The following is a 16,669-nucleotide window of genomic DNA, read 5'->3' as shown; positions in this document are numbered from 1 at the left end:
CGAGGAGGGGGCCCCGAATCCGGGCAAACCCCGCCTCGCTTGCGACCGAATTCCTTCGACATTCTGATAATTGCAAGCTGACTCGTCGGCAACGCCGGCGACGAGCTTATTGATCAGTGTTTCCCTAACCGGCGCACCGCACGTATCGCCTCAGCCATCGCTGAACGCATTTTCGCAAGCGAGACGGCGCCGCGCGCCCCGTTCGTCGTCGGTCCGGGCGACGCCGCCTCTTCCCTTTCAGAATCCCTTGACGATCTCTTTCAATTCGCGGTGTTTTCTCGCACTTTTCACGTATCACCTTCACAAGTTGCACTAGCCCATTCATTTATAACGGTTTTCCGTTTTTATGCGGGACGTGAAGGAGTCGCCCTAAGTCCTTGTTCTAGCAAACAAAATCCGCTCGAAAAGCGCGCCGCTCCCTTGACCCGTGTTTAGCGTTCCTCTAAAGTGGGAGACAGTGTGAGAAAGTGTATTTTTGTGTGTTCCCGGCATCACTTTCGGGTAGATTTTCACGGACCGGGCGGGCGGCGCAAACAGCGCCGCAATAGGGGAGAGCGAAGTGTTCCAAGGGGCGTCGGCGCTGACGCTCGATGCGAAAGGGCGGATGTCGATTCCCTCTCGTTATCGGGATGCGCTGCAAACACAGGCAGAGGGCCGGGTGACGATCACCAAGCACCCGGACGGCTGCCTGTTGCTCTTTCCGCGCCCCGAATGGGAAATCTTCCGTGACAAGGTCGACAAGCTGCCCATGAACGCCGCGTGGTGGAAACGCATTTTTCTCGGCAATGCAATGGATGTGGATATGGACGGCGCAGGCCGTGTGCTCGTGTCGCCGGAGTTGCGAGCGGCTGGCTCGCTGGAGAAAGAAGTGACCTTGCTCGGCATGGGCCGCCATTTCGAGCTGTGGGATGCACAGATCTACGCCGCGAAGGAACAGGCGGCGATCGCGGAGGGCATGCCCGACGCGTTGAAAGATTTCACGTTCTGATCGCGGCTTATTTATATGGCACCTGCGATGGGAAACGAATTGCAGCATCGCACGGTGCTGCTGAACGAAGCGGTCGATGCGCTGGTCACGCGCGCCGACGGCACGTATGTGGACGGCACGTTCGGCCGTGGCGGCCATAGCCGCCTCGTGCTGGAACGGCTCGGTGAAGCAGGGCGGCTGATCGCGTTCGATAAAGATCCGCTCGCGATCGCGACGGCGCAGAAGATCGCCGATCCGCGCTTTGCCATCGTCCACGAGAGTTTTGCTTCACTGCGCGCCGCGATGGCGGAGCGCGGGGTAGGGCGTGTGTCGGGGGTGTTGCTGGATCTGGGCGTGTCGTCGCCGCAAGTCGACGATCCGGAGCGGGGCTTCAGCTTCCGCGCCGACGGCCCGCTCGACATGCGGATGGACCCGACGCGCGGCGAGTCCGCCGCTGACTGGCTCGCGCGGGCCACGGTGCAGGAATTGACGGAGGTGATACGAGATTATGGGGAAGAACGGTTTGCTTTTCAGATTGCAAAGGCGCTTGTTGCTCGCCGGGCAGAGTCCGACCGTCTTGGGCCTCTCGTCAGCACGGGCGAGCTTGCCCAAATCGTGGCTAACGTCGTCAAAACCCGTGAGAAGGGCAAGGACCCGGCAACCCGCACCTTTCAGGCTATACGGATTCACGTCAATCAAGAGCTTGCGGAGCTGCAAGTCGTTCTAGAAGCAGCGTTGTCGTTGTTGGAGCAAGGGGGGCGGCTGGTGGTCATCAGCTTTCATTCGCTCGAGGACCGGATCGTCAAGCGATTCATGCAGGCGCACGCGAGCACGCCGGCGGTGGATCGCCGTCTGCCGATCCGCGCGGTCGACCTGCCGAGCCCTCCGCTCAAGATCATCGGCCGCGTATTCGCGAGCGACGCTGAAGTCGCCGGCAACCCGCGCGCCCGTTCTGCCGTGATGCGCGTGGCGGAGCGGATCGCGCCATGAACCGCCTCAATATTTTCCTGCTGATCATCGTGATGGGCTGTGCCTTGTCGGTCGTCAACGCGACCAATCAGCAGCGTCAGATCTTTATCCAGCTGCAGCGCGCGCAGTCGCAGGAGCGTCAGCTGCAGCAGGACTATTCGCAGCTTCAATATCAGCAGAGCGCGCTGTCCAAAACGTCGCGCATCGAGCAGCTCGCCACCGCCTCGCTGAAGATGCAGTCGGTCACCACGGGCCGCACCCAGTACCTGACGCTCGCCCCGGGCGCCGCGACGGCGATCGACGCACCCATTCCGACTTCCGCGCCGGCCTCGGCGCCGGTCGCGACCCGTCGCGGAGCCACGCGATGAAAAAATCGTCGGCCCACAAGAGCGTTGCGTTTTCGGCCAATCCGATTCTGTCGGTGCGCCTGCCGATGTGGCGCTCGAAGCTCGTCGTGTTCCTGCTGTTCATGGCGTTCGTCGCGCTCGCCGCGCGCGCGTTCTGGATTCAGGGCCCGGGCAACGCGTTCTATCTGAAGCAGGGCGAGATCCGCTATCAGCGCCGCATCGACATGCCGGCCACGCGCGGCAAGATTCTCGACCGCAACGGTCTCGTGCTCGCCACGAGTCTGCCGGTGCGCGCAATCTGGGCGATTCCCGAATCGGTGCCCGACGACCTCGGCGCCGACAAGCTCGACGCGCTCGGCAAACTGCTCGGCATGACCACTAGGGAATTGCGCTCGAAGCTGTCGGAAGACAAGACCTTCGTCTACGTGAAGCGCCAGGTGCCGGTCGACGTCGCAGAAAAAGTCGCGGCGCTCGACATCCCCGGCATTTACTCGCGCGACGAGTACAAGCGCTTCTATCCGGAAGGCGAGATCACCGCACACCTGATCGGCTTCACGAACGTCGAGGACGAGGGCCAGGAAGGCGTCGAGCTCGGCGACCAGAAGCTGCTCGCGGGCATGTCGGGCAGCCGTCGCGTGATCAAGGACCGGATGGGCCACATCATCGAGGACGTCGACGAACAGGTCGTGCCGCACAACGGCAAGGACGTCGATCTGTCGATCGACAGCAAGATCCAGTACATCGCCTATACGAACCTGAAAGCGGCCGTCGAGAAATTCAAGGCGAAGGCCGGCGCGGCGATGGTGATCGACGTGCGCACCGGCGAAGTGCTCGCGCTCGTCAATTACCCGACCTACAACCCGAACGACCGCTCGCACCTGACCGGCGACCAGCTGCGCAACCGCATCCTGACCGACACGTTCGAGCCGGGTTCGATCATGAAGCCGTTCACGGTGTCGCTCGCGCTCGATCTGCACCGGGTGACGCCGACTACACTGGTAGATACGGGCAACGGGCACTTCGTACTCGACGGCGCGCCGATTACCGACGACAGCGGCTTCGGCGTGCTGACGGTCGGCGGCGTGATCCAGAAGTCGAGCAACATCGGCGCGACCAAAATCGCGATGCAGTTGCGGCCCGAAGAGATGTGGAACATGTACACCAGCATCGGTCTCGGCCAGGCACCGAAGGTCGGCTTTCCGGGCGCGGCGGCGGGCCGTCTGCGTCCGTGGAAGAGCTGGCGCCGTATCGAGCAGGCGACGATGTCGTACGGCTATGGCCTGTCGGTCTCGCTGTTCCAGCTCGGCCGCGCGTACACCGCGATCGCGCACGACGGCGAAATCATGCCGGTGACGATTTTCCACACGCCGGGCGACCCGCCGGCCACCGGTCCGCAGATCTTCTCGCCGACCACCGCGCGTGAAGTGCGCGCGATGCTCGAAACCGTGGTGTCGCCGCAAGGCACGTCGCCGGATGCGGCGGTGCCCGGCTATCGCGTCGGCGGCAAGAGCGGTACCGCGTACAAGCACGGTCCGCACGGCTACGACCACTCCAAATATCGCGCCTCGTTCGTCGGCATGGCGCCGATGCCGAATCCGCGCATCGTCGTTGCGGTGTCGGTCGACGAGCCGACGGCCGGTAGCCACTTCGGCGGCCAGGTGTCGGGCCCGGTGTTTTCGGGCATCGCCGGGGATACGCTGCGCGCGCTGAACGTGCCGCCCGACATGCCCGTCAAGCAGATGGTCGTGTCCGACGATTCGGCGCCGCCCGCGCCCGGCGCGGCGGCCACGCCGCCCGTGGTGAAGAAGCTGTCGACGAGCCCCGGCGTGAAGAAGATGACCATTTCCGCCACCCCGAAAAATCATCCAGGAGTCGAGCGATGAGCGCGCTGCGCGAGCAACATCCAGCGCACCGGCAGATCGCCGACGCCCTCGCCTGGCTGCACGCGCACGTGCAGCCAGGCGCGCATCTGCACGCCGACACGCGCTCGCTCGCGGCCGGCGACGCGTTCTTCGCGTACGCGGTCGATGGCGCGGACAACCGCGCATTCATCGACGCGGCCATCAAGCGCGGTGCGGCCACCGTGCTCGTGCAACCCGAAGGTTTCAGCGGCACGCTCGACGCGGCCGCCGCACATGCGGTGCCGGCGTTGAACGAACTCGCCGGCACGATCGCGAGCGCGTGGTATCGCGATCCGAGCGACGCGATGCTCGCGGTCGGCATCACCGGCACGAACGGCAAGACCTCGTGCAGCCAGTGGGTCGCCGCGGCGCTGTCCGCGCGCGGCACGCGCTGCGCGATCGTCGGCACGCTCGGCACTGGGCTCGTCGGCCAACTCGTGCACACCGGCTTCACGACGCCCGACGCACCGCAATTGCAACGCAGCCTCGCGCAATTGCGCGACGCGGGCGCGCAGGCGGTGGCGATGGAAGTGTCGTCGCATGCGCTGCACCAGGGGCGCGTGAACGGCACCGCTTTCGACATCGCGGTGTTCACGAACCTGACGCAGGACCATCTCGACTATCACGGCACGTTCGAGGCCTATGAAGCCGACAAGGCACGTCTGTTCGCCTGGCCCGAGCTGCGCGCGGCCGTGATCAATCGCGACGATGCCGCCGGCCGGCGTTTGCTCGCGAGCACGCGTAGTCACGCGCGCACGATCGCGTATGGCATCGAGGGCGAGCATGGCGACGCCAACGCTGACGGCACACCGCAAGCCGACGCGTCGCTCACTGCATCGAACGTGCGTGCCACCGCGACCGGCACCGCGTTTCATCTGAGCACCTCGGACTGGGGCAACGCCGAAGTCGAAGTGCAAACGCTCGGCCTCTTCAATGTCGGCAATCTGCTCGCGGTGCTCGGCGTGCTGCTCGCCGCCGACGTGCCGTTCGACGCGGCGCTCGCCGAACTCGCGAAGCTCGAACCGGTGAACGGCCGCATGCAGCGTCTGGGCGGCCGTCTGCAGAACGACGAGCCGCTCGTCGTGATCGACTACGCGCACACACCCGACGCGCTCGAAAAAACGCTCGAAGCACTGCGGCCGATCGCGACCGCGCGCGGCGGCGAACTTGTCTGCATGTTCGGCTGCGGCGGCGACCGCGATGCGACCAAGCGTCCGCTGATGGGCGCGATCGCCGAGCGGTTGGCGGACGACGTCGTCGTGACGAGCGACAACCCGCGCAGCGAAGATCCGCTCGCGATCATCGAGCAAATTGCCGCGGGCATGCAGGAAGCGTCGCAGGCGCGCCGCATCGAGGACCGCGCGAGCGCGATCCTGCAGGCGATCCGCGGCGCCGCGCGCGAAGACGTGATCGTGCTGGCCGGCAAGGGGCACGAAGCCACACAGGAAATCATGGGCAAGAAACGCGCTTTCTCCGATCAGGACCACGCCCGCCTCGCGCTCGCCGCGCGCGCCACACAAACACGCGGAGGTGGCGAATGAACATGTTCTCGCTACGTGCAGCCGCCGCGCAGATCCCCGGCGCGAGCGTCACCGGCGACGACAGCGTGCGCTTCGAGCGCGTGTCGACCGACAGCCGCAGCGCTGGCCCCGGCGATCTGTTCATCGCGATCAAGGGCGACCGTTTCGACGCGCACGACTTCCTGCCGCAAGTGGCCGAGCGCAACGTCGCGGCGGTGCTCGTCGCGCGCACGCCGGATAGCTGGAGCGTGCCCGCGATCCGCGTCGCCGATACGCGCGAAGCGCTCGGCGCGCTCGCGCGCGGCTGGCGTCGTCAGTTCGACCTGCCGCTCGTCGCGGTCACGGGCAGCAACGGCAAGACCACGGTCAAGGAAATGATCGCCTCGATCTTCGCGGCCGCGGTCGGCGCGGATGCGCGTCTCGCGACCGCGGGCAATTTCAACAACGACATCGGCCTGCCGCTCACGCTGTTCCGTCTGCATGCCGCGCATCGGCTCGCGGTGGTCGAACTCGGCATGAACCATCCGGGCGAAACCGAACTGCTCGCGAAGCTTGCCGAGCCGACGGTTGCCGTCGTCAACAACGCGCAGCGCGAGCACCAGGAATTCATGGCGACCGTCGAGGCGGTCGCGCTCGAACACGCGAGCGTGATTCACGTGCTGTCGCCGGAAGGCACGGCGGTATTCCCCGCCGACGACGCATACGCGAGCATCTGGCGCGTCGCCGCGACCGGCAGCCGCATCATCGATTTCGCGTTGAACAGCGCGGAGCGCACGACCGAAGCCGCGGTGAAGGGCAGGTTCGACGGCAAGCGTCTGAGTATCGACACGCCGCAAGGCCATCTCGACGTCACGCTGCAGGTGCTCGGCAATCACAACGCGCACAACGCGCTCGCGGCGGCCTCCGCCGCGTTGGCAGCGGGCGTGTCGCTCGACGCGATCCAGCGCGGCCTCGAATCGTTCGGCGCGGTGAAGGGCCGTCTGCAGGTCAAGCAGGCCGTGCTCGGCACGCTCGCGGGCGCAACCGTGATCGACGACACCTACAACGCGAATCCCGATTCGATGCGCGCCGCGATCGACGTGCTCGCGTCACGTGAATCGCCGCGTGTGCTCGTGATGGGCGACATGGGCGAAGTCGGCGACAACGGCCCGGCGTTTCACCGCGAAATCGGCGCGTATGCGAAAGAGCGCGGTATCGACGCGCTGTATGCGATGGGCGACGCCTCGCGCGACGCCTGCACCGCATACGGCGCGGGTGCGCACCACGTCGCCGATGTCGGCGCACTGGTCGCGCAACTGCAGCAGGCCGGCTTCGGCGCTGCCGCAACGCTTCTCGTGAAAGGCTCGCGCTTCATGCAGATGGAGCGCGTGGTGGACGCCGTTACGAGTCCACAACCCAACGCCGCGGGCACGACGCCCGCTGCACATTGAAATAGAAGGATCCAGGCATGCTACTGGCGCTGGCGCAATGGCTGCAGAATGACGCAAGCTTCTTGCGCGTGTTCAGTTATCTGACGTTTCGCGCGGTGATGGCGACCATCACCGCGTTGTTGATCGGGCTCGTCTGCGGCCCGGCGGTCATTCGCAAGCTGACCGCGATGAAGGTCGGCCAGGCCGTTCGCAAGGACGGCCCCCAAACTCACCTCGTCAAATCGGGCACGCCGACGATGGGCGGCGTGCTGATCCTGCTTGGCATTGCCGTGGCCACGCTGCTGTGGGCCGATCTGACCAACCGCTTCATCTGGATCGTGATGCTCGTCACGTTCGGCTTCGGCGTGATCGGCTGGGTCGACGATTACCGCAAGGTCGTCCACAAGGACCCGCGCGGCATGTCGTCGCGCGAGAAGTATTTCTGGCAATCGGTGATCGGCTTGTTCGCGGCGGTGTATCTCGCGTTCAGCGTGTCCGAGGCGAGCAACGTGCGCGTGTTCGACCTGTTCATGGCGTGGGTGCGCAGCGGTCTGTCGATGGGCCTGCCCGCGCGCGCCGACCTGCTGCTGCCGTTCTTCAAGTCGATGACCTATCCGCTCGGCGTGTGGGGCTTCATCGTGTTGACGTACCTGGTGATCGTCGGCGCGAGCAATGCGGTGAATCTGACCGACGGCCTCGACGGCCTCGTGATCATGCCGGTCGTGCTGGTCGGCGCGTCGCTCGGCGTGTTCGCGTACGTGATGGGCAGCTCGGTCTACTCGAAATACCTGCTGTTCCCGCACATCCCCGGCGCAGGCGAATTGCTGATCTTCTGTTCGGCGATGGGCGGCGCGGGTCTTGCGTTTCTTTGGTTCAACACGCACCCGGCGCAGATGTTCATGGGCGACGTCGGCGCGCTCGCGCTCGGCGGTGCGCTCGGCACGGTCGCGGTGATCGTGCGTCAGGAAATCGTGCTGTTCATCATGGGCGGCATTTTCGTCGCGGAAACGCTGTCGGTGATGTTGCAGGTCACGTGGTTCAAATACACGAAGCGCCGTTACGGCGAAGGGCGGCGGTTCTTCAAGATGGCACCGCTGCATCACCATTTCGAATTGTCGGGCTGGAAGGAAACGCAGGTGGTCGTGCGTTTCTGGATCATCACGTTGATGTTGTGCCTGTTCGGTTTGTCCACGCTCAAATTGCGTTAAGCAGCAGTATTTAAGGAAGCAGGCGATGTTCGGCGAGAAGTTTCGGGATCGGCAAAAGCCGATGGTGCTCGTGCTGGGACTGGGTGAATCCGGTCTCGCGATGGCGCGCTGGTGCGCCAGGCACGGCTGTCGGCTGCGCGTGGCCGATACGCGCGAAGTGCCGCCGAATCTGTCCGCGCTCGAAGCGCATGGCGTCGATGCCGATTTCGTCGCCGGTCCGTTTTCGCCGGTGCTGCTCGAAGGCGTCGAGCTGGTCGCGATCAGCCCGGGACTGTCGCCGCTGGCCGCCGATCTGCTGCCGCTGGTCACGGCGGCGCGCGAGCAGGGCATCCCGGTGTGGGGCGAACTCGAACTGTTCTCGCAGGCGCTGCGCACGCTCGGCGAGTCCGGCTACGCGCCGAAGGTGATCGCGATCACCGGCACGAACGGCAAGACCACGACGACGAGTCTCGCCGGCTTGCTGTGCGAACGCGCGGGCAAGAAGGTCGCGGTGGCGGGCAACATCAGCCCGTCGCTGCTCGACAAGCTCTCCGAAGCGATCGACCAGACCGCGCTGCCCGACGTGTGGGTGCTCGAACTGTCGAGCTTCCAGCTAGAGACCTCGCATACGTTTACGCCGGACGCGGCCGCCGTGCTCAACATCACGCAGGATCATCTGGACTGGCACGGCGGACTCGATGCGTACGCAGCCGCGAAGGGCCGCATCTTCGGTACACGGACGGTGCGCGTGCTGAACCGCGACGACGCGCGCGTGATGGCGCTCGCGCCCGCCAGCGGCGACGCGGAGGTCGTCACGTTCGGCGTGACCGAGCCGAAGAACGACGGTGACTATGGCCTCCTGCGCGACAACGGCATGGTGTGGCTCGTCGAAGCGCAAGATCGCGACGCGAGCGACGAGTCCCCCAAGGGGACTTCCTTCGGGGCGCCGACGCCGAAGCGCCGTCGCAAGAACGAAGCAGCCGCAACGCCCGACATCGCGTTGAAGCGTCTGATGCCCGCCGACGCACTGCGCATCCGTGGCCTGCACAACGCGGCCAACGCGTTGGCCGCGTACGCGCTCGCCCGCGCGATCGGCCTGCCCGGCGCGCCGCTTTTGCACGGCCTGCGCGAATATCGCGGCGAGCCGCATCGCGTGGAACTGATCGCGTCGATCGACGGCATCGACTATGTGGACGACAGCAAGGGCACCAACGTCGGCGCGACGGTCGCCGCGCTCGACGGTCTCGCGCAGCGCGTCGTGCTGATCGCCGGCGGGGACGGCAAGGGTCAGGAGTTCGAGCCGCTCGCCGCACCGGTGATGCGCTGGTGCCGCGCGGTGATGCTGATCGGCCGCGATGCGCCACAGATTCGCGCGGCGCTCGAACATTGCGGCGTCGCGATGACCGATCACGCGACTCTTGAAGACGCGACGCGCGCGGCCACCGCGCTCGCGCAGCCCGGCGACGCGGTGCTGCTGTCGCCCGCGTGCGCGAGCTTCGACATGTTCAAGGGTTACGCACACCGCGCGGCGGTATTCCGCAGCACGGTCGAAGATATCGCGGCCGAACGGGGGACGATGATATGAGCTGGTCGGAACGTTTCGGCTCGCGCGAACCCTCCGGCGGCAACGGCGCCGCGGCGCGCACGTCCACCCGCACGGGCGGCAGCGGTCTTGCGAGCGCGGTCAACGGCGTGCGGCCGCTGCGCTCGCGCATGCTCGACTACGACCACTCGCTGCTGTGGGTCGTCGTCGCGCTGCTCGGGCTCGGCGTCGTGATGGTGTACTCGGCGTCGATCGCGATGCCCGATTCGCCGAAGTACGCGTCGTATCGCGATTGGGCGTTCCTCGTGCGCCAGATCATCTTCGTGCTGATCGGCGCGGCGGTCGGCGTCGCGTCGTTCCGCATTCCGATTTCGACGTGGGACAAGTACGCACCGAAGCTCTTCCTGATCTCGCTCGTCGCGCTCGTGATCGTGCTGATCCCGCACGTCGGCAAGGGCGTGAACGGCGCGCGCCGCTGGATTCCGCTCGGCATCACGAACATGCAGCCGTCGGAAATCATGAAGCTCGCGGTGACGATCTACGCGGCGAACTACACGGTGCGCAAGCAGGAATACATGCACAGCTTCGCCAAGGGCTTTCTGCCGATGGCCGTCGCGGTCGGTCTCGTCGGCATGCTGCTGCTGCTCGAGCCGGACATGGGCGCGTTCATGGTGATCGCGGCGATCGCGATGGGCGTGCTGTTCCTCGGCGGTGTGAACGGCAAGCTGTTTGGCGGCCTCGTCGCGACCGCGGTGGGCACGTTCACGTTGCTCGTGTGGGCGTCGCCGTGGCGTCGTGAGCGGATCTTCGCCTACCTCGATCCGTGGGACGATCGCTACGCGCAGGGCAAGGCGTATCAGCTGACGCACTCGCTGATCGCGTTCGGGCGCGGCGAGTGGTTCGGCGTCGGTCTCGGCGGCAGCGTCGAGAAGCTCAACTATCTGCCGGAAGCTCATACCGACTTCATTCTCGCGGTGATCGGCGAGGAGCTGGGTTTCGTCGGCGTGCTCGTCGTGATCCTGATGTTCTACTGGATCGTGCGCCGTTCGTTTGAGATCGGCCGCCAGGCGCTCGCGCTCGATCGCACGTTCGCGGGTCTGGTCGCGAAGGGCGTCGGCATATGGTTCGGCGCGCAGACCTTCATCAACATGGGCGTGAACCTCGGCCTACTGCCGACCAAGGGCCTGACGTTGCCGCTCGTCAGTTACGGCGGCTCGGGCATTTTGTTGAACTGCGTGGCGATCGCGGTGCTGATGCGGGTCGACTATGAAAATCGTGTGTTGATGCGCGGGGGCAAGGTATGACGGCTCTGCCACAACGCACGCTGATGGTGATGGCCGGCGGCACCGGGGGACATGTGTTCCCGGGGCTCGCGGTCGCACATCTGATGCAGGCGTGGGGCTGGAAAGTCGTGTGGCTCGGCAACCCCGCGGGCATGGAAGCGACGCTGGTACCGAAGCACGGCATTCCAATGGAGTACCTGCGCTTCGGCGGCGTGCGCGGCAAAGGTCTGAAGACCAAGCTGATGCTGCCGGTGAATCTGCTGCGCGCGTGCACGCAGAGTTTGAGCGTGCTGCGTCGCGTGAAGCCCGACGTCGTGCTCGGCATGGGCGGCTACATCACGTTCCCGGCCGGTCTGATGACCGCGCTGAGCGGCCGGCCGCTCGTGCTGCACGAACAGAATTCGATCGCGGGTCTCGCGAACAAGGTGCTCGCGAAGCTCGCGAAGCGCGTGCTGGTCGCATTTCCGGATGCGCTGCCGCACAGCGAATGGACCGGTAATCCGATTCGCGAGGAACTTGCGCGGGCGAATCCACCCAAAGCACGCTACGCGCAGCGTAATGGTCCGCTGAACATGCTCGTCGTGGGCGGCAGTCTCGGCGCCGCGGCGTTGAACGAAGTCGTGCCGCGCGCGCTCGCGCTGCTTGGCTCCAACGAGAGACCGCGCATCGTGCATCAGGCGGGCGCGAAGCATATCGACGCGCTGCGCGAGAACTACGCGGCGGCGGGCTTGCAGGCAGGCGCGGACGTCTCGCTCGTGCCGTTCATCGACGACATGACGAGCGCTTACGAAGCAGCCGATCTGGTGATCTGCCGCTCGGGCGCGATGACCGTGTCGGAGATCTCGGCGGTCGGCGTCGCGGCGCTGTTCGTGCCGTTCCCGTACGCGGTCGACGATCACCAGACCACTAATGCAGCGTTCCTCGCCGACAACGGCGCGGCGCTGGTCGTGCAACAACGCGATCTGTCGGCGGAAAAGCTCGCCGACTGGTTGCGCAGCCAGACGCGGGAAAGTCTCGCGGAAATGGCGGAGCGTTCGCGCTCGCTCGCGAAACCGGATGCCACCGAACAGGTCGCGCAGATCTGCGCGACGGTGGCGGCTGCGGGTTCGATGGCGGGCGTGAGCCCAGAAGGAAAGCAATGAAACACATCGTCAAACACATTCATTTCGTCGGCATCGGCGGCGTGGGCATGAGCGGCATCGCCGAAGTGCTCGTCAATCTCGGCTATCAGGTGAGCGGCTCGGACCTGTCGGGCAACGCGGTCACCGAGCGCCTCGCCGGGCTCGGCGCGCGCATTTCGATCGGGCACGCGGCGGAGAACATCGAAGGCGCGGACGCAGTGGTGGTGTCGACCGCGGTGCGCAGCGATAACCCGGAAGTGCTGGCCGCGCGTCATCGCCGCATTCCGATCGTGCCGCGCGCGGTGATGCTCGCGGAGTTGATGCGTCTGAAGCAGGGCATCGCGATTGCCGGCACGCACGGCAAGACCACGACCACGTCGCTGGTCGCGAGCGTGCTCGCCGCGGGCGGGCTCGATCCGACCTTCGTGATCGGCGGCCGGCTGATCAGCGCGGGCGCGAATGCGCGCCTCGGCACCGGCGACTTCATCGTCGCCGAGGCGGACGAATCGGACGCGTCGTTCCTGAACCTGTTCCCGGTGATCGAGGTCATCACGAACATCGACGCCGATCATATGGACACCTATGGTCACGACTTCGCGCGTCTGAAGCAGGCCTTCATCGAATTCACGCACCGTTTGCCGTTCTACGGCATCGCGGTGCTGTGCGTCGACGATCCGAACGTGAAGGAGATCCTGCCGTTCGTGTCGAAGCCGATCATCCGCTACGGTTTCGCGGCCGATGCGCAGGTGCGCGCGGTCAACGTCGAAGCTCGCGAAGGCCGCATGCATTTCACCGTGATGCGCGAAGACGCGGCGCCGCTCGACGTCACGTTGAACCTGCCGGGCGAGCACAACGTGCAGAACGCGTTGGCCGCAATTGCAATTGCGACTGAACTTGAAGTGAAAGATGCCGATATCCAGCGAGCGCTCGCGGATTTCAACGGCGTCGGCCGACGCTTCCAACGCTATGGCGAAGTGCCGGTTCTCAGCGACGGCCAGGCCGCGGGCTCCTACACGCTGGTGGATGACTACGGTCACCACCCGGTCGAAATGGCCGCCACGTTGGCGGCGGCGCGCGGCGCATTTCCGGGCCGGCGTCTGGTGCTGGCGTTCCAGCCGCACCGCTTCACGCGCACGCGTGATTGCTTCGAGGATTTCGTGAAAGTGCTGTCGACCGTCGACGCGCTCGTGCTGACCGAAGTCTATGCGGCCGGCGAAGCGCCGATCGTCGCCGCCGACGGCCGCGCATTGGCGCGCGCGCTGCGCGTCGCGGGCAAGGTCGAGCCGGTGTTTGTCGATACGGTGGATGAAGTGCCGGACGCGCTGTCCGCGGTGGTGCGCGACGGCGATGTGGTGATTACGATGGGCGCGGGTTCGATCGGCGGTGTGCCGGTTCGACTCGCTCAGGAACAGAAGGTGTGAGATGAGCAGTATCGACCCTAAACAATTCGGCAAGGTGGCAGTGCTGCTCGGCGGTAATTCCGCCGAGCGCGAGGTGTCGCTCAATTCCGGGCGCCTGGTGTTGCAAGGCCTGCGTGACGCGGGCGTCGACGCGCATCCGTTCGATCCGGCCGAGCGTCCGCTGTCCGCGTTGAAGGATGAAGGCTTCATGCGCGCGTTCAACGCGCTGCATGGCGGCTACGGCGAGAACGGCCAGATCCAGGGCGCGCTGGATTTCTATGGCATCCGTTACACCGGTAGCGGCGTGCTCGGCTCGGCGCTCGGTCTCGACAAGTTCCGCACCAAGCTCGTGTGGCAGCAGCTCGGCATTCCGACTCCGCCGTTCGAAGCGGTGCTGCGCGGTGACGACTACGAAGCGCGCGCCAAGGAGATCGTCGCGAAGCTCGGTCTGCCGCTGTTCGTGAAGCCGGCGAGCGAAGGTTCGAGTGTCGCCGTGATCAAGGTGAAGCGCGCGGACGCGCTGCCGGCCGCGTTGATCGAAGCCGTGAAGCACGACCGTATCGTCGTGGTCGAGAAGAGCATCGAAGGCGGCGGCGAATACACCGCGTGCATCGCCGGCAATCTGGACCTGCCGGTGATCCGTATCGTGCCGGCCGGCGAGTTCTACGACTACCACGCGAAGTACGTCGCCAACGACACGCAGTATCTGATTCCGTGCGGTCTCGGCGCCGAAGAGGAAGCGCGTCTGAAGGTGCTCGCGCGCCGCGCGTTCGACGTGCTCGGCTGCACCGACTGGGGCCGCGCGGACTTCATGCTCGACGGCGAAGGCAAGCCGTACTTCCTCGAAGTGAATACGGCGCCCGGCATGACCGATCACTCGCTGCCGCCGAAAGCGGCGCGCGCGGTCGGCATCAGCTATCAGGAACTGGTGGTCGGCGTGTTGGCGCTGACGCTGCAGGATTAACCAAGGCAACCGCAAGCGACACCATGTGGAACAACGTTCGCCAGCTCAATCTCGCCACCAACGCGTTGCACGCGTTGCTGGTGCTCGTGCTGCTGGCGGCGGGCGCTTACTGGCTGATCCAGCGCCCGAATTTCGCGCTGCGCGAGATCCAGATCGACGGCGATACCGAGCACATCAATTCGCCGACGGTACGCGCCGGCGTGGTGGGGCGACTGAAGGGCAACTACTTCACGGTCGATCTCGACGCCGCAAGGCAGGCGTTCGAGCAGATGCCGTGGGTGCGTCACGCGAGCGTGAGGCGCGTGTGGCCGAATGCACTGGCTGTCACGCTCGAGGAGTACAAGCCGCTTGGGACGTGGGGCAGCGATCAGCTGGTGAGCGTCGACGGCGAGCTGTTCACCGCGAACCAGGGCGAGCTCGACGGAGACCTGCCGGCGTTCGACGGCCCGGACGGTACGGCGAAGGAAGTCGTCGCGCGTTATCACGACTTCCAGAAGTGGTTCGCGGCGATCCACGAGACGCCCGAGGAAGTGACGCTGTCGCCGCGCTACGCGTGGACGGTGAAGCTGTCGAACGGCACGCAGGTGGAGTTGGGCCGCGAACGCAATCAGGACACGCTGGCCGATCGCAGCAAGCGCCTGACCGCGGCATGGAGCGCGGTGACGCAACGTTGGGGAAAGGATATCGAGAATGCGGACTTGCGCTATCCGAACGGTTTCGCGATTCGTGCCACTGGCATGCGCTTCATCAGCGAACCCGACAAGGGCAAGAAGTAAACGGACATCACACGCACTGAGCACGCTATGAGTAAAGACTATAAAGATCTGCTGGTCGCCCTCGACATCGGAACGTCGAAGGTAGTGGCCATCGTCGCCGAGTTGAAGGGCGAGGGTCACTACGAGGTGATCGGTCTCGGCCAGAGCGAATCGAAGGGGCTCAAGAAGGGCGTGGTGGTGAATATCGAAGCCACCGTGCAGTCGATTCAGCGCGCGCTCGAGGAAGCCGAGCTGATGGCCGACTGCAAGATCACGAATGTGTTCACCGGCATCGCCGGCAGCCATATCCGCAGCTTCAATTCGAGCGGCATGGTCGCGATCAAGGAGAAGGAAGTCACGCAGGCCGACGTCGCGCGCGTGATCGAAACCGCCAAGGCGATCAACATTCCGACCGACCAGCAGGTGCTGCATATCCTCACGCAGGAATTCATCATCGACGGTCAGGAAGACGTGCGCGAGCCGATCGGCATGAGCGGCATCCGCCTCGAAGTGAAGGTGCATATCGTGACCGGTGCCGTGAGCGCGGCGCAGAACATCGTCAAGTGCGTGCGTCGCTGCGGCCTCGAAGTGAACGACCTGATTCTGCAGCCGCTCGCGTCGTCGCTCGCGGTGCTGACGGAAGACGAAAAGGAACTGGGCGTGGTGCTGGTCGACATCGGCGGCGGCACGACGGACATCGCGATCTTCAGCGAAGGCGCGATTCGCCACACGGCCGTGATTCCGATCGCCGGCGACCAGATCACGAGCGACATCGCGATGGCGCTGCGAACGCCGACGCCGGATGCCGAGGACATCAAGGTCGACTACGGCATCGCCAAGCAGGCGCTCGCCGATCCGGACGAGATGATCGAAGTGCCGGGTCTCGGCGAGCGCGGGCCGCGCACGCTGTCGCGCCAGGCATTGGCGGCCGTGATCGAGCCGCGCGTCGAAGAACTGTTTTCGCTCGTGCAGCAGGTGGTGCGCGAGTCGGGTTATGAAGAACTGCTGAGCTCGGGCGTCGTGCTGACGGGCGGCGCGTCGATGATGATCGGCATGGTCGAGCTCGGTGAGGACATTTTCCTGAAACCGGTGCGCATCGGCGTGCCGGAGTATGCGGGCGGTCTCGCCGACGTCGTGCGCAATCCGCGCTATTCGACGGCGATGGGTCTGCTCGTCGAAGGACGCTCGCAGCGTATGCGCGGGCGCAAGGTTGCGGTGCAGTCGGGGTCGATGGGACAGGTGTTCTCGCGCATGAAGGACTGGTTCCTCGGCAACTTCTGACTACGGGTTTCGAGAAATTCGC

General features: G+C 65.4%; 14 protein-coding genes. All 14 read left to right on the top strand.

Translation table 11 applies throughout. The features are described 5' to 3' along the window. Positions 1-559: 559 nt before the first annotated feature. The 14 genes from mraZ to ftsA are packed head-to-tail and all read left to right on the top strand — an operon-like array spanning position 560 to position 16,647. Positions 560-988, top strand: coding sequence for a division/cell wall cluster transcriptional repressor MraZ (gene mraZ, locus F6X37_RS01195; RefSeq protein WP_013090620.1), 429 nt, complete (start codon positions 560-562; stop codon positions 986-988). 15 nt (positions 989-1,003) lie between these two features. After that, entirely contained in the window at positions 1,004-1,957 is a 954-nt protein-coding gene (rsmH, locus tag F6X37_RS01190) for a 16S rRNA (cytosine(1402)-N(4))-methyltransferase RsmH (RefSeq protein ID WP_184022857.1), read from the top strand. After that, positions 1,954-2,304, top strand: a complete 351-nt coding sequence (gene ftsL, locus F6X37_RS01185) for a cell division protein FtsL (protein WP_090801975.1) — start codon at positions 1,954-1,956, stop codon at positions 2,302-2,304. The genes rsmH and ftsL overlap by 4 nt, the downstream gene beginning before the upstream one ends. Then, positions 2,301-4,166, top strand: coding sequence for a peptidoglycan D,D-transpeptidase FtsI family protein (locus tag F6X37_RS01180; protein WP_187610023.1), 1,866 nt, complete (start codon positions 2,301-2,303; stop codon positions 4,164-4,166). The genes ftsL and F6X37_RS01180 overlap by 4 nt, the downstream gene beginning before the upstream one ends. Continuing rightward, positions 4,163-5,725, top strand: coding sequence for a UDP-N-acetylmuramoyl-L-alanyl-D-glutamate--2,6-diaminopimelate ligase (locus F6X37_RS01175; protein ID WP_187610022.1), 1,563 nt, complete (start codon positions 4,163-4,165; stop codon positions 5,723-5,725). Before F6X37_RS01180 ends, F6X37_RS01175 begins: the two co-directional genes overlap by 4 nt. Continuing rightward, the gene (gene murF / locus F6X37_RS01170; RefSeq protein ID WP_187610021.1) at positions 5,722-7,134 is read left to right on the top strand and encodes a UDP-N-acetylmuramoyl-tripeptide--D-alanyl-D-alanine ligase; all 1,413 of its coding nucleotides are present in this window, start codon (positions 5,722-5,724) and stop codon (positions 7,132-7,134) included. The genes F6X37_RS01175 and murF overlap by 4 nt, the downstream gene beginning before the upstream one ends. Positions 7,135-7,151: 17 nt before the next feature. After that, a complete protein-coding gene (gene mraY, locus F6X37_RS01165) occupies positions 7,152-8,321 on the top strand; it encodes a phospho-N-acetylmuramoyl-pentapeptide-transferase (protein WP_187610020.1) in 1,170 nt (389 codons plus the stop codon). A gap of 25 nt (positions 8,322-8,346) precedes the next feature. Further along, positions 8,347-9,885, top strand: a complete 1,539-nt coding sequence (gene murD, locus F6X37_RS01160; protein WP_187610019.1) for a UDP-N-acetylmuramoyl-L-alanine--D-glutamate ligase — start codon at positions 8,347-8,349, stop codon at positions 9,883-9,885. Beyond that, positions 9,882-11,147: a putative lipid II flippase FtsW gene (gene ftsW / locus F6X37_RS01155; RefSeq protein WP_184058576.1), complete on the top strand. Its 1,266-nt coding sequence runs from the start codon at positions 9,882-9,884 to the stop codon at positions 11,145-11,147. Before murD ends, ftsW begins: the two co-directional genes overlap by 4 nt. Continuing rightward, positions 11,144-12,268 carry an undecaprenyldiphospho-muramoylpentapeptide beta-N-acetylglucosaminyltransferase gene (gene murG / locus F6X37_RS01150; protein WP_187610018.1) on the top strand — a complete coding sequence of 375 codons (1,125 nt, stop codon included), beginning with the start codon at positions 11,144-11,146 and terminating at the stop codon, positions 12,266-12,268. The genes ftsW and murG overlap by 4 nt, the downstream gene beginning before the upstream one ends. Then, the gene (murC, locus tag F6X37_RS01145; RefSeq protein ID WP_184058573.1) at positions 12,265-13,668 is read left to right on the top strand and encodes a UDP-N-acetylmuramate--L-alanine ligase; all 1,404 of its coding nucleotides are present in this window, start codon (positions 12,265-12,267) and stop codon (positions 13,666-13,668) included. The genes murG and murC overlap by 4 nt, the downstream gene beginning before the upstream one ends. 1 nt (position 13,669) lies before the next feature. After that, complete coding sequence (locus F6X37_RS01140) at positions 13,670-14,611, top strand: D-alanine--D-alanine ligase (protein WP_187610017.1); 942 nt, start codon at positions 13,670-13,672, stop codon at positions 14,609-14,611. A gap of 23 nt (positions 14,612-14,634) precedes the next feature. Next, positions 14,635-15,387, top strand: coding sequence for a cell division protein FtsQ/DivIB (locus F6X37_RS01135; protein WP_187610016.1), 753 nt, complete (start codon positions 14,635-14,637; stop codon positions 15,385-15,387). A 27-nt stretch (positions 15,388-15,414) separates the two neighbouring features. Beyond that, positions 15,415-16,647: a cell division protein FtsA gene (gene ftsA, locus F6X37_RS01130; RefSeq protein ID WP_008921172.1), complete on the top strand. Its 1,233-nt coding sequence runs from the start codon at positions 15,415-15,417 to the stop codon at positions 16,645-16,647. Positions 16,648-16,669: the final 22 nt, after the last annotated feature.

Origin of the sequence: Paraburkholderia sp. 31.1 (assembly GCF_014397645.1) — a bacterium.
In the GTDB taxonomy this organism is placed as follows: Bacteria; Pseudomonadota; Gammaproteobacteria; order Burkholderiales; family Burkholderiaceae; genus Paraburkholderia; species Paraburkholderia tuberum.
Note: the sequence above shows the minus strand (reverse complement) of the source record. Positions and strands in the feature narration are given on the sequence as shown.

Coding starts and splice junctions, on each gene's coding strand:
- murD (WP_187610019.1), top strand. CDS start 8,347: ATGTTCGGCGAGAAGTTTCGGGATCGGCAAAAGCCGATGGTGCTCGTG.
- murC (WP_184058573.1), top strand. CDS start 12,265: ATGAAACACATCGTCAAACACATTCATTTCGTCGGCATCGGCGGCGTG.
- F6X37_RS01175 (WP_187610022.1), top strand. CDS start 4,163: ATGAGCGCGCTGCGCGAGCAACATCCAGCGCACCGGCAGATCGCCGAC.
- mraY (WP_187610020.1), top strand. CDS start 7,152: ATGCTACTGGCGCTGGCGCAATGGCTGCAGAATGACGCAAGCTTCTTG.
- F6X37_RS01135 (WP_187610016.1), top strand. CDS start 14,635: ATGTGGAACAACGTTCGCCAGCTCAATCTCGCCACCAACGCGTTGCAC.
- ftsW (WP_184058576.1), top strand. CDS start 9,882: ATGAGCTGGTCGGAACGTTTCGGCTCGCGCGAACCCTCCGGCGGCAAC.
- ftsA (WP_008921172.1), top strand. CDS start 15,415: ATGAGTAAAGACTATAAAGATCTGCTGGTCGCCCTCGACATCGGAACG.
- F6X37_RS01140 (WP_187610017.1), top strand. CDS start 13,670: ATGAGCAGTATCGACCCTAAACAATTCGGCAAGGTGGCAGTGCTGCTC.
- ftsL (WP_090801975.1), top strand. CDS start 1,954: ATGAACCGCCTCAATATTTTCCTGCTGATCATCGTGATGGGCTGTGCC.
- murG (WP_187610018.1), top strand. CDS start 11,144: ATGACGGCTCTGCCACAACGCACGCTGATGGTGATGGCCGGCGGCACC.
- murF (WP_187610021.1), top strand. CDS start 5,722: ATGAACATGTTCTCGCTACGTGCAGCCGCCGCGCAGATCCCCGGCGCG.
- F6X37_RS01180 (WP_187610023.1), top strand. CDS start 2,301: ATGAAAAAATCGTCGGCCCACAAGAGCGTTGCGTTTTCGGCCAATCCG.
- rsmH (WP_184022857.1), top strand. CDS start 1,004: ATGGCACCTGCGATGGGAAACGAATTGCAGCATCGCACGGTGCTGCTG.